Annotated in this window: 17 protein-coding genes; 11 read left to right on the top strand and 6 right to left on the bottom strand. The window is 67.1% G+C overall.

The genetic code is table 11. The features are described 5' to 3' along the window. Window positions 1-170: 170 nt before the first annotated feature. The gene (locus tag ACWDXS_RS32450; RefSeq protein WP_378990679.1) at window positions 171-920 is read left to right on the top strand and encodes a DUF427 domain-containing protein; all 750 of its coding nucleotides are present in this window, start codon (window positions 171-173) and stop codon (window positions 918-920) included. Here ACWDXS_RS32450 and ACWDXS_RS32445 read toward each other — a convergent pair whose 3' ends face one another. Both ACWDXS_RS32445 and ACWDXS_RS32440 read right to left on the bottom strand, forming a co-directional pair. Next, the gene (locus ACWDXS_RS32445) at window positions 921-1,343 is read right to left on the bottom strand and encodes a hypothetical protein (protein ID WP_387446251.1); all 423 of its coding nucleotides are present in this window, start codon (window positions 1,341-1,343) and stop codon (window positions 921-923) included. Window position 1,344: 1 nt separating this feature from the next. Beyond that, window positions 1,345-2,520: a Rieske 2Fe-2S domain-containing protein gene (locus ACWDXS_RS32440; protein ID WP_378990681.1), complete on the bottom strand. Its 1,176-nt coding sequence runs from the start codon at window positions 2,518-2,520 to the stop codon at window positions 1,345-1,347. A 194-nt stretch (window positions 2,521-2,714) separates the two neighbouring features. Here ACWDXS_RS32440 and hsaA point away from each other — a divergent pair, with 194 nt between their 5' ends. From hsaA to hsaB, 4 genes are read left to right on the top strand one after another with little or no spacing between them, the layout of a single operon-like run. After that, window positions 2,715-3,878, top strand: coding sequence for a 3-hydroxy-9,10-secoandrosta-1,3,5(10)-triene-9,17-dione monooxygenase oxygenase subunit (gene hsaA / locus ACWDXS_RS32435; RefSeq protein WP_378990683.1), 1,164 nt, complete (start codon window positions 2,715-2,717; stop codon window positions 3,876-3,878). Window positions 3,879-3,881: 3 nt separating this feature from the next. Beyond that, window positions 3,882-4,751 (top strand): 4,5:9,10-diseco-3-hydroxy-5,9,17-trioxoandrosta-1(10),2-diene-4-oate hydrolase, encoded by an 870-nt coding sequence (hsaD, locus tag ACWDXS_RS32430; RefSeq protein ID WP_378990684.1) that lies wholly within the window; start codon window positions 3,882-3,884, stop codon window positions 4,749-4,751. Next, window positions 4,751-5,656, top strand: coding sequence for an iron-dependent extradiol dioxygenase HsaC (hsaC, locus tag ACWDXS_RS32425; RefSeq protein WP_378990685.1), 906 nt, complete (start codon window positions 4,751-4,753; stop codon window positions 5,654-5,656). Before hsaD ends, hsaC begins: the two co-directional genes overlap by 1 nt. 18 nt (window positions 5,657-5,674) lie before the next feature. Next, entirely contained in the window at window positions 5,675-6,250 is a 576-nt protein-coding gene (gene hsaB, locus ACWDXS_RS32420; protein WP_378990686.1) for a 3-hydroxy-9,10-secoandrosta-1,3,5(10)-triene-9,17-dione monooxygenase reductase subunit, read from the top strand. Window positions 6,251-6,306: 56 nt separating this feature from the next. Here the strand turns inward: hsaB and ACWDXS_RS32415 are convergent, their stop codons facing one another. Further along, window positions 6,307-7,503 carry a saccharopine dehydrogenase family protein gene (locus ACWDXS_RS32415; protein WP_449971627.1) on the bottom strand — a complete coding sequence of 399 codons (1,197 nt, stop codon included), beginning with the start codon at window positions 7,501-7,503 and terminating at the stop codon, window positions 6,307-6,309. Window positions 7,504-7,534: 31 nt separating this feature from the next. On the opposite strand from ACWDXS_RS32415, the gene ACWDXS_RS32410 reads away from it, so the two are divergent. Both ACWDXS_RS32410 and ACWDXS_RS32405 read left to right on the top strand, forming a co-directional pair. Then, window positions 7,535-8,131 carry a TetR/AcrR family transcriptional regulator gene (locus tag ACWDXS_RS32410; RefSeq protein WP_449971624.1) on the top strand — a complete coding sequence of 199 codons (597 nt, stop codon included), beginning with the start codon at window positions 7,535-7,537 and terminating at the stop codon, window positions 8,129-8,131. A 48-nt stretch (window positions 8,132-8,179) separates the two neighbouring features. Beyond that, window positions 8,180-8,557 carry a YdeI/OmpD-associated family protein gene (locus ACWDXS_RS32405; protein ID WP_449971621.1) on the top strand — a complete coding sequence of 126 codons (378 nt, stop codon included), beginning with the start codon at window positions 8,180-8,182 and terminating at the stop codon, window positions 8,555-8,557. Between the two features lie 55 nt (window positions 8,558-8,612). Here ACWDXS_RS32405 and ACWDXS_RS32400 read toward each other — a convergent pair whose 3' ends face one another. Both ACWDXS_RS32400 and kstD read right to left on the bottom strand, forming a co-directional pair. Beyond that, window positions 8,613-9,473 (bottom strand): MaoC/PaaZ C-terminal domain-containing protein, encoded by an 861-nt coding sequence (locus ACWDXS_RS32400; protein WP_378990690.1) that lies wholly within the window; start codon window positions 9,471-9,473, stop codon window positions 8,613-8,615. Between the two features lie 125 nt (window positions 9,474-9,598). Next, the gene (kstD, locus tag ACWDXS_RS32395; RefSeq protein WP_449971618.1) at window positions 9,599-11,302 is read right to left on the bottom strand and encodes a 3-oxosteroid 1-dehydrogenase; all 1,704 of its coding nucleotides are present in this window, start codon (window positions 11,300-11,302) and stop codon (window positions 9,599-9,601) included. 172 nt (window positions 11,303-11,474) lie between these two features. Between kstD and ACWDXS_RS32390 the strand changes: the two genes are divergently transcribed. Genes ACWDXS_RS32390 through dmpG form a run of 3 tightly spaced genes read left to right on the top strand, consistent with a single transcriptional unit; the run spans window position 11,475 to window position 14,254 of the window. Next, entirely contained in the window at window positions 11,475-12,260 is a 786-nt protein-coding gene (locus ACWDXS_RS32390; protein ID WP_449971615.1) for a 2-keto-4-pentenoate hydratase, read from the top strand. 24 nt (window positions 12,261-12,284) lie between these two features. Continuing rightward, on the top strand, window positions 12,285-13,190 hold the full coding sequence (locus ACWDXS_RS32385) for an acetaldehyde dehydrogenase (acetylating) (RefSeq protein ID WP_378990693.1): 906 nt from the start codon (window positions 12,285-12,287) through the stop codon (window positions 13,188-13,190). A 14-nt stretch (window positions 13,191-13,204) separates the two neighbouring features. Further along, window positions 13,205-14,254 carry a 4-hydroxy-2-oxovalerate aldolase gene (gene dmpG / locus ACWDXS_RS32380; protein WP_387446239.1) on the top strand — a complete coding sequence of 350 codons (1,050 nt, stop codon included), beginning with the start codon at window positions 13,205-13,207 and terminating at the stop codon, window positions 14,252-14,254. Window positions 14,255-14,390: 136 nt separating this feature from the next. Here dmpG and ACWDXS_RS32375 read toward each other — a convergent pair whose 3' ends face one another. Beyond that, the gene (locus tag ACWDXS_RS32375; RefSeq protein WP_449971612.1) at window positions 14,391-15,143 is read right to left on the bottom strand and encodes an SDR family oxidoreductase; all 753 of its coding nucleotides are present in this window, start codon (window positions 15,141-15,143) and stop codon (window positions 14,391-14,393) included. Between the two features lie 71 nt (window positions 15,144-15,214). Between ACWDXS_RS32375 and ACWDXS_RS32370 the strand changes: the two genes are divergently transcribed. Then, the gene (locus tag ACWDXS_RS32370; protein ID WP_379312357.1) at window positions 15,215-15,562 is read left to right on the top strand and encodes a winged helix-turn-helix transcriptional regulator; all 348 of its coding nucleotides are present in this window, start codon (window positions 15,215-15,217) and stop codon (window positions 15,560-15,562) included. The last annotated feature ends 4 nt before the right edge of the window (window positions 15,563-15,566 follow it).

Raw genomic sequence — 15,566 nt, 5'->3', positions numbered from 1 at the left:
ACGGCGCGCGAGCTCGGCACACAGGTGGTCGTGGCGGTGCCGTTGCTTGCTCCTTCGTCGCCTACGCAACGGCACCTGATCGACGGGACGGCCGCGAACCCGGCCGCTGCGCGTCCGGCCCCTCCCTAAGGGTCGGGGTTCGGGGTTCGGAATTCGGGTAGCGTTGGTGCATGACCGAGGACCGACGTGGACGTGTCAAGGTTGAGACCGGACAGAAGCGAGTACGGGCCTACTTGCGCGGGAAGCTGGTGGCCGACACGCTCCGGCCGTTGCTGGTCTGGGAGATCCCGTACTACCCGACCTACTACGTGCCGCTCACCGACGTGCGCGCCGACCTCGATCCAAACGGGGTCACCGAGCACTCCCCCAGCCGCGGCGACGCGACGGGTTACGACGTGACGGTCGAGGGTCTGCGCGCCGACGGTGCGGCGCTGCGCTATCTCGACTCACCGCTGTCGGAGCTGAAAGACGCTGTGCGGCTCGACATCGCCGCGTTCGACTGGTTCGAGGAAGACGAGCAGGTCTTCGTCCATCCGCGCGACCCGTATTCGCGCGTGGACATTCTCGGCAGTTCCCGGCACGTGCGGGTGGAGATCGACGGAGTGACCGTCGCGGACTCGCATTCGCCCCGAATCCTGTTCGAAACCGGCTTGCCCGCACGGTATTACCTGCCGCTGACCGATGTCCGGATGGACCTGCTGACCGCGTCGGACACCCATACCAGCTGCCCGTACAAGGGCACCGCCGACTACTGGAACGTGCGCGTCGGCGACACCGAGCACGCCGACCTCGTCTGGATCTACCGCACGCCGCTGCCGGAGAGCCAGAAGGTGGCGGGGCTGGCGTGCTTCTACAACGAGAAGGTCGACATCTACCTCGACGGGGTGCGACAGGATCGCCCGCACACCCCGTTCGGCTGACTATTCGCCGACGTCGAGCACGCCTTCGTCGACCGCCCACTTGATCGACTTCTCCAGTGACGGACACGATTCCGGCCGACCCGGCCGCGCACCGTGCGCGGTCAGCTGCGCGAAGATCGGGCAGTGCGCGTCGGGTCGCTCGGTCCACTGCACCGAGGTCTGGTGCTGACTCGCCTTGCGCACCAGCACCTGTGCCGAGCACGCCTGGCACCGCAGTGGTGTGAGACCCGTGTCGAGGTAATGCTGTTTGTCGACCACAGTTTGCGCCCGCACCGCGGCTTGCCGCGCGGGTTGATCAGCGAAATCGGGCGCTTTGGCCCAGGTCGGGCGAGTCCCCGCACGCGGCGAGGATTCGCCCGACCCCGGCTCCGCCGAAGCGAGCTGCGACGGATCGCCGGACCTTTGCGGCTCGCTCTGGCTCATATCAGACGCCTGCTTCCTCGGATTCGGCCTTGCGGCGCAGGTTCTCCGCCACCTCGGCCTCCCACGCCTGATTCGCCTTGGTCGTATCGACCTCGAACTCGAAGCGCTGGGTCATCTTCTCGGTCACCTCGGCGACGTCGACGTAGAACTGCTCGTACCAGCGACGCAGCTGGTAGACCGGCCCGTCTTCCTCGCAGAGCAGCGGGTTCTCGACCTTGGACTTGTGCTTCCAGATCTCCACGTCCTGCAGGAAGCCGTCGCCGAAGAACTTGGCCATCGTGTCGGCCAGTTTCTTCGCGGCCTCGTCGGGCAGGCCCTTGGGCTTCTCGACCGACAGACCCCACTGCAGCACGAACGAATCCTGGTCGACCGGGTAGTGGCAGTTGATCAGCTGAACCTTGATCTCGTACCCGCTGTAGATGTTCACCAGCGGATTGATCATGTAGGACGGCCCGAAGTAGGACGCCTCCGACTTCAGCAGCGTGTCACCGCCGTGCTTGGCGGCCATACCGACGTCGGGGCGGCCCTTGGTCTCCAGGAACTGCGTCGCCACATGCCCTTCGAAGACGTTCTTGAAGAACGTCGGGAAGGCGTAGTGGATGTAGAAGAAGTGCGCCATGTCCACGACGTTGTCGATGATCTCGCGGCAGTTGGCGCCCTGGATCAGCAACGAGTCCCAGGTCCAGTCGGTCCAGCCGCTGTTGTGGGCCTCGGTCGGATTGCCCTGTTCGTCGGTGTAGGGACCCTCGATGTACGGGATCGTGACCTCGGCGGGCGGTTCGTTGCCCTCGTGATCGTGCCAGACGTACAGCTGACCGTTGCGCTCGAGCGTGGTCCACTTCCGGGTGCGGGCCAGCGGCGGAACGCGGCGCGCGTACGGAATCGCGGTGCACTTTCCGCTGGCACCCCAGCGCCAGTCGTGGAACGGGCAGGCGATGTCGTCGCCCTTCACCGTTCCCATGCTCAGGTCGCCGCCCATATGCCTGCAGTAGGCGTCGAGCACGCGGATCTGGTCGTCGGTATCGGTCCACACGACGAGCTTGGTACCGAAGACCTCGACCGCGTGCGGTTTACCGTCGCGGAACGTCGACGCGAGGCCGACACAGTGCCAGCCACGCGCGAACCTCGTCGGCGGTGCACCGACATCGAGTTCCCTCACCTTGGGGTTGATCGCCATCCCGAACCCTCCTCGTTCACTAGAACACGTTACAAAACTGAGCCACTTCACGCCAGTTGTCCAGCGAACTTCCTTGTTGACTCCTGTTATATCCGAGGTAGGGCGATCTTCTCGACAGAAACGAGAACCTGTTCTAATCTCAGAGACGAAAAGAACCGGTTGTCGATCCGACAAGGGCAGGAGCGGGCTCCGAAATGACGCAAGAAGTGACCGAACGGGTCGAGGCACTGCTGCCGACGCTGCGTGAGCGTGCGCAGGAGGCCGAAGACCTGCGCCGCATTCCCGAAGAATCCATGAAGGCGCTGCAGGAGACCGGTTTCTTCCGGCTGCTCCAGCCCAAGCAGTGGGGCGGCCACGCGGCCGACCCGGTGGTCTTCTACGACACCGTGCGCAAGATCGCCAGCGCGTGTGGTTCCACCGGCTGGGTGTCGGGCATCATCGGGGTGCACAACTGGCACCTCGCGCTGTTCGATCAGCAGGCCCAGCAGGACGTGTGGGGCGAGGACACCGATGTGCGCATCTCGTCCTCGTACGCGCCGATGGGAGCGGGACAGGCCGTCGACGGTGGTTACATCGTGCGCGGCTCGTGGGCTTGGTCCTCGGGTTCCGATCACGCCACCTGGGCGGTGCTGGGCGGTCCGGTGATCAAGAACGGCAAGCCGGTCGACTTCGGCAGCTTCCTGATCCCGCGCTCGGACTACCGCATCGATGACGTCTGGAACGTCGTCGGTCTGCGCGGCACCGGCTCCAACACCGTCGTCGTCGAGGACATCTTCGTCCCGTCGCACCGGTTCCTGAGCTTCCGCGCGATGAGCGAGGGCCGCGCGCCCGGCCTCGAGCAGAACACCGACCCCGTCTACAAGATGCCGTGGGGCACCATCCACCCCACCACCATCTCCGCGCCGATCGTCGGCATGGGCTACGGCGCCTACGAGGCGCACGTCGAGCACCAGGGCAAGCGCGTGCGCGCCGCCTACGCCGGCGAGAACGCCAAGGACGATCCGTTCGCCAAGGTGCGCGTGGCCGAGGCGGCCAGCGATATCGACGCCGCGTGGCGTCAGCTCTCGGGCAATGTCGCCGAGGAGTACGCCCTGCTGCTGGCGGGCGAAGAGGTGCCGTTCGATCTGCGCGTGCGCGCCCGTCGCGACCAGGTGCGTTCGACCGGTCGCGTGATCGCCTCGATCGACAAGCTCTTCGAGTCCTCGGGCGCCACCGCCCTGGCCAACGGCACGCCACTGCAACGCTTCTGGCGTGACGCGCATGCCGGGCGGGTCCACGCGGCCAACGATCCCGAGCGCGCCTACGTGATGTACGGCACGCACGAGTTCGGCCTGCCCGTCACCGACGCCATGGTGTAGCCGATGACCCGAACCGCTGAACTGACCTACGCATCGACCTCACGCTTCGCGCAGGTCACCCCCGATCTGAAGCTGCACTACCACGAAGCCGGAGTGGGCAACGGGCCGACGATCGTGCTGCTGCACGGTGGTGGACCCGGTGCCTCGGCGTGGTCGAACTTCGCCCGCAACATCCCCGTGCTGGCCGAGCGCTATCACGTGATCGCGCCCGATCAGCCGGGTTACGGCAAGTCCGACAAGCCGATCGACCACCCGCAGTACTTCGTGCACAGCTCGAACGCACTGCTCGCGCTGCTCGATCACCTCGAGATCACCGACCGGGTGCACCTGCTCGGCAACTCTCTCGGCGGCGGCGCCTCGGTGCGGTTCGCACTCGACCACCCCACGCGCGCGGGCAAACTCGTGCTGATGGGTCCGGGCGGGCTGAGCACCAACCTGTTCGCGCCCGACCCCACCGAGGGCGTGAAGCTGCTCTCGAAGTTCACCTACGAACCGACCAGGGACAACCTGGAGAAGTTCCTGCGGATCATGGTCTTCGACCAGTCCCTGGTGACCGAGGAACTCATCGACGAGCGGTTCGCCTTCGCGAGTACCCCCGAGTCGCTGGCCGCGATGAAGGCGATGGGCAAGTCCTTCGCCGGCGCGGACTTCGAGAAGGGCATGCTGTGGCGTGACGCGTACAAGCTGCGTCAGCCGGTGCTGTTGATCTGGGGTCGCGAAGATCGGGTGAACCCCCTCGACGGCGCGCTCGTGGCCACCAAGGTGATCCCGCGCGTCCAGCTGCACGTGTTCGGTGGCTGCGGGCACTGGGCACAGCTGGAGAAGTTCGACGAGTTCAACCGGCTCACCGTCGATTTCCTCGGGGAGAAGTAATGAGCATTCGCGCCCTGGGCTACATGCGCATCGAGGCCACCGACATGGCGGCCTGGCGCGAGTACGGCCTCAAGGTTCTCGGCATGATGGAGGGCACCGGGCTGAACCCCGACGCGCTCTACCTGCGCATGGACGATTTCGCCGCCCGACTGGTGATCGTTCCCGGCGAGCAGGACCGGCTGCTGGTCTCGGGCTGGGAGGTCACCGACGGGCCCGGCCTGCAACAGCTGCGGGAAACCCTGAGCAAGGCCGGGGTCGCCTTCACCGAGGGCACCAAGGAAGAGCTGGGTGAGCGACGCGTCGAGGGCATGATCCGGTTCCAGGATCCGTCCGGGAACACCCTCGAGGCGTTCTACGGCGCGCAGTACCTGGGCCGCCGCTTCGTGAGTCCCTACGGCCACAAGTTCGTCACCGCCGAGCAGGGATTGGGCCACGTGGTTCTCACCTGCACCGACGATGCCGCGGCACAGGCGTTCTACCAGGACATCCTGGGCTTCCGGCTGCGCGACTCCATGCGGCTGCCGCCGCAGATGGTCGGCCGTCCCGCCGACGGCGACCCGGCCTGGCTGCGCTTCTACGGCTGCAACCCGCGCCACCACGCGCTGGCGTTCCTGCCGCTGCCGAACCCCACCGGCATCGTGCACCTGATGGTCGAGGTGGAGAACTCCGACGACGTCGGTCTCTGCCTGGACCGCGCCTATCGCAAGAAGGTGAAGATGTCGGCCACTCTCGGCCGCCACATCAACGACAAGATGCTGTCCTTCTACATGAAGACTCCCGGCGGATTCGACATCGAATTCGGCTGTGAAGGACTGGAAGTCGACGACCACGACTGGATCGCCCGCGAATCGACCGCGGTGAGCCTGTGGGGTCACGACTTCACTGTCGGATTCAAACAGCAATAGGAACGGGCGGCGAAGGACATGACTGAACAGATACCGGCGATCGACGGCCGGCAGTTCCGCACCGTGCTGGGGCAGTTCTGCACCGGCATCACCGTGATCACCGCGCTCGATCCGGACGGTGAGCCCATCGGGTTCGCCTGCCAGTCCTTCGCCGCGCTCTCCCTCGACCCGCCCCTCGTGCTGTTCTGCCCCACCAAGGGGTCGCGGTCGTGGGCGGCGATCGAGGCTGCGGGCAAGTTCTGCGTGAACGTGCTCTCCGAGGAACAGCAGCCGACGTGCGCGCGCTTCGGCTCACGCGAGACCGACAAGTTCGCCGGAGTCGGCTGGCGGACATCCGCATTGGGCGTCCCCGTGCTCGACGATTCCCTGGCCACCATCGAATGCACCGTCGACTCCGTCGTCGACGGCGGTGACCACTACATCGTCATCGGCCGGGTCCACGCGCTCGCGGAGTCGGCCACCACCGGTGGTCGTCCGCTGCTGTTCTACCGCGGCCAGTACACCGGCATCGAGCCGGACAAGACCACCCCCGCCCCCTGGCGCGCGGACCTGGACCACTTCCTCACCACCACCAGCCTCGACACCTGGCTGTGAATCGACCGGCCTGAGCAGGCGGTCACGGCCTCGGTCGGCAGCGTGGCATGCACTGCTCATCTCGCGGTGAGCAGTGCGGTCAGCAGCGCGGACGACAGTGCCGCGGCGTTGTCCTCCTCGGTGTCCCAGCTGCGCGTGGTGACCGTCATCGCGGCCGGGCGTGGTGTGCCGAGACAGTGCGGGGCGAACGCGGTGAAGAATTCGCGCGGATCGAGCAGGGTCTCCGGCGTGTGGACGCCGGGGCTCTTCGCCCGCAGCAGTGCCGCGACCGCCAACGGCACGCCGGTGTTGTCGGCCATCGTGAGACCGGGGACCTGACACAGCGCCGTGGCGGCGGTCGCGGCGACTCCAGCCCGCAGGCCCGTCGCGACGGCGAACAGCGGTGGCAGGCCACCTGCGGTGATCAGTTTCGCCGGATCGGCGGGCAGGAGTCGTTCCACGCGGGCTGCCACCCCGGCCGCCTGATCCAGCGTCAACAGGCGAGCGCCCATTACCCAGCGCAGGGCCAGCAGCGCCGCCGAGGTCGAGCGGTCGCCGACGACCACGGTGGTCGCGTCGCGGAGTTCGGGGAAGGCTCGCGCCACGGTGATCGCCTCCGGGTGACCGAAGCTGCGGCCTTCGCCGGTGCGCAGGCCCGGGTAGTCGATGCGCATCCGCTCCAGGGCCGGGCGCTGGGCGCGCACGCCGTCGCGGATGACCGGAATGTCACCGGCGATCTGTCGCATGCCGTGCACCACGGCCGCGGTCGCCCCCGGACCGGCCGGTTCGGTGTGCGCGGAGTGAATGTTCCAGCCGGTGACCACGGAGTCGACCCGGTCGAGTTCCCGGCCCGCCAGCACGGCGAGCAGATTGGCGATACCGGGGCTGGCGCCCATGCCGACCAGCGCTGTCACCCCCGCCGCGCGCGCCGCCGCGTCCAGTTCCAGCATGTCGATGGTCGGTTGGGGATCGTCGCAGATGTCGATGTAGTCGCAGCGCGCGGCGATCGCCGCCGCCAGGATCGGTGGGCCGAAGCGGAAATATGGGCCGACGGTATTCACCACCAGGTCGAAATCCCGCATCGCCGAAGTCAGCGCCGGACCGTCGGTGGCGTCCAGTCGACAAGCGGTGGCGCCGAGTTCGGTGGCGAGCGCGCGCGCCGCGGCCTCGTCCCGGTCGGCGATCGTCAGTGCCGTCACGCTGTCGTCGCCGTGCATGATGCGGGCGGTGACCCTGCCCATCTCCCCTGCCCCACCCAGTGCCAGAACTCGCATGACTGCCTCCCCGTCGAATATATTGACTAACATGACAGTAAATAAAGTCGGGCGGCCGAGCAAGGCCAAGGAGCGGATCGGTCAGATCCTGCGGGCCGCTCATTCCGTCGTGGCGACCGACGGTTTCGCCGATACGACGCTGTCGCGGGTGGCCGCGGCGGCCGGGGTGCAGCGCACGCTGGTGCTGCACTATTTCGGCAGTAGAGACGGGCTGATGCGGGCCTTCGTCACCGAAGCCGTCGCCGCGTACGGTGACGCGCAACTGCGGCTGGGCGCCGAGGGGACGATCGAGGATCGAGTGGCACGGATGTTCGCACCGGGCGCTTACGGAAACCGCGACGACCTGGTGGTGTGGAGCGAACTGGTGAATCTCGCGGCGCGCGATGAGGTGGTCCGGCACAGCCTGCGGGAGTTGTGGACCGAGCGGTGGCTACCCGAACTGGAGCGACAGCTCGCCGCCGCGTACCCGGCCGCCCCGGCGGATCGCGTCGCGACCAGCGCCTACGGGCTCGCGTGCCTGTTCGAGGCGCACTGGGCGTTTCACCTGCAAGGAGTCGTCGATTCCCGACGGACCGAACAGGCCACCCGAGCCGCCGGCGCCCTACTGGCGACACTCGAACCGGCGTGAATTCAAAGTGCTCATTCGGTGAGAACTTTGAATCGGAGGATAGGTGGCATGGACATCGAATTCATCACCTGCCCCGACGCCGAAGCCTGGGACACGTGGCTGGCGGCGAACCACGCCGACGCCCGCGAGGTGTGGGTGCTGATCGCAAAGAAGAAGGCCCCCGAGAGATCGGTGACGATCAGCGAAACCCTGGACGGCGCACTCTGCTACGGCTGGATCGACAGCCATCGCCGCGGCCTCGACACCCACCACTACCTGCAGCGATACTCGCCACGTCGAGCACGGAGCCCCTGGTCGCAGATCAACGTCGCCAAGGCCGAGGCCCTCATCGCCGCGGGGCGGATGCGCCCGGCCGGGTTCGCGGCCATCGAATCGGCGTGCGCCGACGGCCGCATCGCCCAAGCGATCACCGCGCTCGAAAAATGATCACCAGGCCACCGGCGTTCTCACGCTCCGGCGACCTGGTGATCAGTGCTTCGGATCAGGCGATACGCAGGGCGACATCGCTGAGGACGGGGGCATCGTCTCGTTCGACCACGGTGACGACCGCGATCAACTGGTCGCCCTCGCGCCACACCTTGGTGCGCAAGGTCTCGCCCGGGTAGAGCACGCCGGCGAACTTGGCCCGGAACCCGCCGACCCGGCCCGCGTCACTGTCGAGCAGAGCGTCGGTGATGGCCTTGCATACCGTGCCGTAGGTGCACAGCCCGTGCAGGATCGGGGCGGGAAAACCTGCGCCACGGGCGAATTCGGGGTCCGAGTGCAGCGGGTTGCGATCGCCGGAGAGGCGGTACAGCAGGGCCTGCTGCGGCAACGTGGGGGTGAGCAGCTCCGCGTCGGGGGCGCGATCGGGCAGTTCGACGCGGGCACTCGGACCACGCTCGCCGCCGAAACCACCTTCACCCCTGGCGAAAATGGAGGACCGCGCGGTCCACAGCGGTTCACCGTCGGATCCGGTGATGGTGTGCTCCTGCACGATCACCGCGTTGGCGCCTTTGTCCCAGATCTCGACGATCCGACCTGCCCAGAGTGCTTTACCCGCAGCCGGAATCGGCTTGTGCGCCACTACTTCCTGGTGCCCGTGCACCACCTTGGCCAGGTCGATCTCGATGCCGGGGAAGCTCACTCGCGGCGGCTCGGTTTCGCCGAGGGTCGGCGCCACCGTCGCGAACGTCGGCAGCACCTGGGGTGCGCGATCGTCGAGGTAGGCCAGCTCGGCCGGGTCGGTCGGGCGGGCGCCCGCGCCGAGGCCAAGGTGGTAGAGCTGCACGTCGGTGGGCGTCCAGCTGAACTCGCGCGAGGGCAGAGTCGCGCCGAGCGCGGTCGCCAGATCAATGGGCATGGGTTACTCCTGCATGTCTGCTGAACAGTACGAATGGCTCGTTCATCCGTCGACCTCGTCCGCCGACCCGGTCGTCGAGACGTCGATGACCGCCAGGTAGCCGATCGTGATCGTCGGGCTGACCCTCATGCTGTCGCCTTCGTCGAGTCGGTCGCCTTCTTGGCGACGATGTCGAGGACCGCCAGGTAGGCGAAGGTGATCGCGGGGCCGATGGTGGCGCCGGGGCCCGCGTAGGTGTGGCCCATCACCGGCGAGCTGGTGTTGCCCGCGGCGTAGAGGCCGTCGATGACGGAATCGTCCTCGCGCAGCACACGTGCGGCCGTATCGGTGACGAGGCCGCCCTTGGTGCCGAGGTCGCCGGGCACCATCTTCGCCGCGTAGAACGGGCCCTGCGACAGTTCGGCCAGGCACGGATTCGGCTTCACGGTCGGGTCGCCGTAGTAGCGGTCGTAGTGGCTGTTGCCGCGGCCGAAGTCCTCGTCCTCGCCCGCGGCGGCGAAGCCGTTGAACCGCTCGATCGTCGAGGTCAGGTTGTCGACGGGCACGCCGATGCGCTCGGCGAGCTCCCCGATCGTGTCGGCCTTGACGATGTAGTCGTTCTCCATCCAGCGCGACGGAAAGCGCTGTCCCGGTTGCAGGCCCGCGAAGATGTAGCGGTTGCGGTAGCGCTGGTCGAACACCAGCCAGGACGGCACGTTCTCGCCGGGGCCCGCACCCTGCCCGTACTCACCGCCGTACATGGTGTGCACCGCCTCGACGTAGGGGGCGGACTCGTTGCCGAACCGCTCGCCCCGGTCGTTGACCATGATGGTGCCGGGCAGGTTGCGCTCGGCCAGCGCGAACCAGGGCTTGCCACCCTTGAAGATCGTCGGACCCCACCAGGCGTCCTCCATGAATCCGACCGTCGCACCCGCTGCCATACCCGCGACGATGCCATCGCCGGTGTTGGCCGCGGCACCGGTTGTCCACTCAGTGGTTATCGGCTGACGCTGGTACTTGGCCCGCATGTCGGCATTGTGCTCGAACCCGCCCGCGCCGAGGACCACGCCGTAGCGCGCGGTGAAGGTGACCGGTTCGCCGTCGACGGTGGCCTTGACCCCGGTGACCTTGCCGTCGGTGACCACCAGGTCGGTGAGTGGGGTGTTGAGCAGCACCGGCACGCCCGCGTCGAGCAGGCCCTTGCGCATGGCGGCGATGATGGCCTGCCCCATGCCGAGCAGATGCTTGCCGGTCCACTTGGCCAGGTAGGTGCGCGCGCCGACGCGCAGCGCCCGCATCGCGCCCTTGGGATGACGGCGGATCAGGTTGAGCCGTACGAAGTCGGCCTGCATGACGACCACGTTCAGCGGCGCCTTGGCGTAGGGCGGTTCCAGATTGGCCAGTTCCGCGCCGAGCACCTTGCCGTTGAACGGCGTGGGCTCGCACGAACGTCCCTGGCCGAGCCCGCCCGGGGCCTCGGGGTAGTAGTCGGAGTAGCCGGGAACCCACTTCATCTTCAGCGGGGTGTGGTCGAGGACGAAGTCGAACGCCTCGGCGCCGCGATCGAGGTAGGTGTCGATCTTCTCGGCGGGCACCACGTCGCCGATGATGCTGTGCAGGTAGGTGCGCGCGTCCTCGCGGTCGTCGGGGCGGCCCGCGGCGAGCAACGCCTTGTTGCCCGGAATCCAGACGCCACCGCCGGATCGGGCCGTCGACCCACCGTAGTGCGCGGCCTTCTCCAGCAGCACAACGCTCAGTCCCTTGTGCGCCGCCGCGAGGGCGGCGGTCATCCCGGCGGCGCCGCTACCGACGACCACGACATCGTATTCCCGATCACTCATGTAGAACACGTTATAGAAGGGTCCGGTCGTTGGACAGATAAAAGTAGAACTCAGTAGAACATGTTGCAGAAATCACCAGATGTAGCGTTGTATTGTCAGGTGAACGGCTGATGCTGAACTGGAAAACCGGTTACAGTTTTGGCATCCAGATCCTTCCGACCGTGCTGCCAAGGAGGTCCGCGTGCTGCCTGACGCGGTACGAACTCAACTCGCCGACGAACTCGCCCGCGCCGAAGACGACCGGGTCGCCGTGCCGCCGCTCGTCGACCGGTTCCCCGATATCGATGTGGTCGACGCCTACGAGATCCAGCTGCTCAACATCCAGCGCAGGCTCCGGTCCGGCGCGAAGGTCGTCGGGCACAAGGTGGGGCTGTCGTCGAAGGCGATGCAGGAGATGATGGGCGTCGACGAGCCCGACTACGGTCACCTGCTCGCCGACATGGAGGTCTACGAAGACGTCCCCGTCGACACCTCGAAGTTCCTGCTGCCGCGCGTGGAGGTCGAGGTCGGGTTCGTGCTCGGCGCCGATCTGCCCGGCGAGGACTGCACCGAGGCCGACGTGCTGGCCGCGACCGTCGCGTACGCGCCCTCGATCGAACTCATCGACTCGCGCATCAACGACTGGAAGATCGGCCTGACCGACACCATCGCCGACAACGCCTCCTCGGCCGGGTGGGTGCTCGGCAAAGAACGCGTCGCACCCGGCGACATCGACATCAAGGCCATCGACGCCGTACTCACCCGCAACGGCGAGGTCATCGCCGAGGGCCGCAGCGACGCGGTGCTGGGCGATCCGGTGATCGCCGTCGCGTGGCTGGCGCGCAAGGTCGCGACCTTCGGGGTGCGGTTGAAGAAGGGCGACATCGTGCTCCCCGGTTCCTGCACCCGCGCCATCGACGCCCGCCCCGGTGACGACTTCCTCGCCGAGTTCACCGGACTCGGTTCCGTCCGTTTGCGTTTCCGCTGAACCAGACTTCCCAAGGAGTACACCGTGACCAGCAAAGTCACCGCCGCGATCGTGGGGTCCGGCAACATCAGCACCGATCTGCTCTACAAGCTGCTGCGCTCGGACAAGATCGAGCCGCGCTGGATGATCGGCATCGACCCGGATTCGGAGGGGCTGAAGCGGGCACGCGGGCTGGGTCTGGAAACCTCCGCCGAGGGCGCGGACTGGCTGCTCGCCCTCGACGAGAAGCCGGATCTGCTGTTCGAGGCCACCTCCGCCTACGTGCACCGCGCGTACGCGCCGAAATACGAGGCCGCGGGTATCCGTGCCGTCGACCTCACCCCGGCCGCCGTCGGCCCGGCCGTGATCCCCCCGGTGAACCTGGATTCGCTGCGGGACGCGGCGAACGTCAACATGATCACCTGCGGTGGCCAGGCCACGATTCCGATGGTCAACGCGGTCTCGCGGGTTGTCCCGGTGTCCTACGCCGAGATCGTGGCCTCGGTGTCCTCGGTGTCGGCCGGTCCGGGTACCCGCGCGAACATCGACGAGTTCACCAAGACCACCTCCAAGGGTGTGGAGACCATCGGTGGCGCCGAACGCGGCAAGGCCATCATCATCCTGAACCCGGCCGAGCCGCCGATGATCATGCGCGACACCATCTTCTGCGCCATCCCCGAGGACGCCGATCGCGACGCGATCTCCGAGTCGATCTTCCGGATGGAGAAGTCCATTCAGGAGTACGTGCCCGGCTACCGGCTGCTCAACGAACCGCAGTTCGACGACCCGTCGCTGGTATCCGGCGGCTTGGCGAAGGTGTCGATCTTCGTCGAGGTCGAGGGCGCGGGCGACTTCCTGCCGCCGTACGCGGGCAACCTCGACATCATGACGGCCGCGGCCACCAAGGTCGGCGATGTGCTGGCCGATCAAATCATCTCGGCTCGGGTGTAAGGGAGAACTCAATCATGAGCAATGTGCGCAAGCCCTACTCGGGCGAACTCGATGTGCGCGTTACCGATACCTCGCTGCGTGACGGCTCGCATCACAAGCGTCACCAGTTCACCGTGACCGAGGTTCGCGACATCGTCGGCGCGCTCGACGCGTCCGGCGTCCCGGTCATCGAGGTCACCCACGGTGACGGCCTGGCCGGGTCCTCGTTCAACTACGGGTTCTCCAAGACCCCGGAGCAGGAACTGATCAAGGCCGCCGCGGAGACCGCCAAGCAGGCCAAGATCGCCTTCCTGATGCTGCCCGGTGTGGGCATCAAGGAGGACATCAAGATCTCGCAGGACAACGGCGCGTCCATCTGCCGCATCGCCACCCACTGCACCGAAGCCGATGTGTCCATTCAGCACTTCGGCTACGCGCGGGATCTGGGCCTGGAGACCGTCGGCTTCCTGATGATGGCGCACAGCACCACCCCGGAACTGCTGGCCAAGCAGGCGCGCATCATGGCCGACGCGGGCTGCCAGTGCGTGTACGTCGTCGACTCGGCGGGCGCGCTTGTGCTGGAACAGGTTTCGGACCGCGTCTCGGCGCTGGTGGCCGAACTCGGCGACGACGCCCAGGTCGGCTTCCACGGCCACGAGAACCTCGGCCTCGCCGTGGCGAACTCGGTCTACGCCGTGCGCGCGGGCGCCACCCAGATCGACGGCTCGGCTCGCCGCTTCGGCGCGGGCGCGGGCAATCTGCCGGTCGAAGCCTTCATCGGCGTCTGCGACAAGCTCGGTGTCAAGACCGGCGTGGACTTCTTCGCCGTCACCGACGCCGCCGAGGACGTGGTCCGCCCGGCCATGCCGTCGGAATGCCTGCTCGACCGTCAGGCCCTGATGATGGGCTACGCGGGCGTCTACTCCAGCTTCCTGCGCCACGCCGAACGCCAGGCCGAACGCTACGGCGTCTCCGCCGCCGAAATGCTCGTCCGCGCCGGCAAGCGCAAGCTCGTCGGCGGCCAGGAAGACCAGCTCATCGACATCGCCCTGGAACTCCAGCGCGAAGCTTCGGTCACCGCCTGATAGTTCCTCACCCAGCACCGGGCCGGCAGATATCCTGCCGGCCCGGTGCTGTTTCTCTGCACACAGCTTCTTTGTGCACAGCGATCCCAAGGACTAACTGCTGCGGGTTCGACTCGATCCAATTGGATCTAGTCCGTCACCGCCGCGATGCAGCCTGGTAGTCGTGACCGCCGACGTAGAACGTGTGGCCGTCAACGACCGCGTCGGTGCCGGCCTGAACGATCACGCGCGCGAAGTCCTCGACCGTGGGCAACGGGCCGGCCGCGCGGCGGGATTCGACACTGCCCGGGTCGCGCCGTTCCAGCAGGCGGACGATGATCGTCCCGTCGATCATGTCGCCGGACACCACCGTGAAACCGACTCCGCGCTCACGGAATTCGGGGATCAGCGCTCGCAGCGCATCCTCGCCGGCCCGCTTGCTCCGTGCGATCGGCGTGTAACCCTGTGGCACGTTGTCGTTTTCGTGGATGAAGTGCGCCTGATGGCTGGTGACGAACACGATCCGGCCGCCCTCGGGCATCAGCGGCAGCATCGCCGTCGCCAGGTTCACCTGCGCATCCCGGTTGAGTCGGAGCGCGTACCCGGCATCGGCGTCCCGCTCGAGTCCGCCGGACGCGTTGAGCACCAAGGTATCCAGCCGGCCGAACGTCCGGCCGACCTCCTCGACCATTGCCTCGACAGCCGCCGGATCGGAGACATCGGCGCCGAGCACCGAGGCGCTGCCGCCCGCCGTCACGATCCCGTCCACGACATCCTGGGCCCGCTTGCGCTTCTCGCGGAAGTTCACGACGACATGCGCCCCCGCAGCCCCGAACTGCGCGGCCGCCTCCGCCCCGATGCCCCGCGAGGCCCCGGTCACCAGCACGATTCGCTGAATTGTCGAATCCATCGTCGATCTCCTCGCCACATCCCCGACCGGTCATAACGCTTCTGATTCAGAAGCAACTATCGTGCTTCTGAATGAGAAGCGCAACCGGCGACGAACCCTCGCAAGCGATCCTGGCCGCGATCGATCTGCTCGGCCAGCGCTGGATGCTGCGCGTGATCTGGGAACTCGAGCCAGGCCCCCTAGGCTTCCTCGACCTGCGCCGGCGCATGGGCAACTGCTCGTCGAGCATGCTCTCGGACCGCCTCCAGCAGCTCCAGTCCGCGGCGCTGATCCGCAAGAACGGCCAGCGCGGCGCCTACGAGCTCACCACCGAAGGCGCCCTCCTCGCCGAGTCTCTCCAGCCCCTGTGGGACTGGTCCGAGAACCGGACCCCCACCGGCGACGGCGACGGGCGAATCCCCTGGCGGCCCGACCGCTAGTCCG

This window comes from Nocardia sp. NPDC003183, from assembly GCF_053590715.1.
The sequence above is the reverse complement of the archived record's forward strand: the minus strand, read 5'-3'. Positions and strand labels throughout refer to the sequence as shown.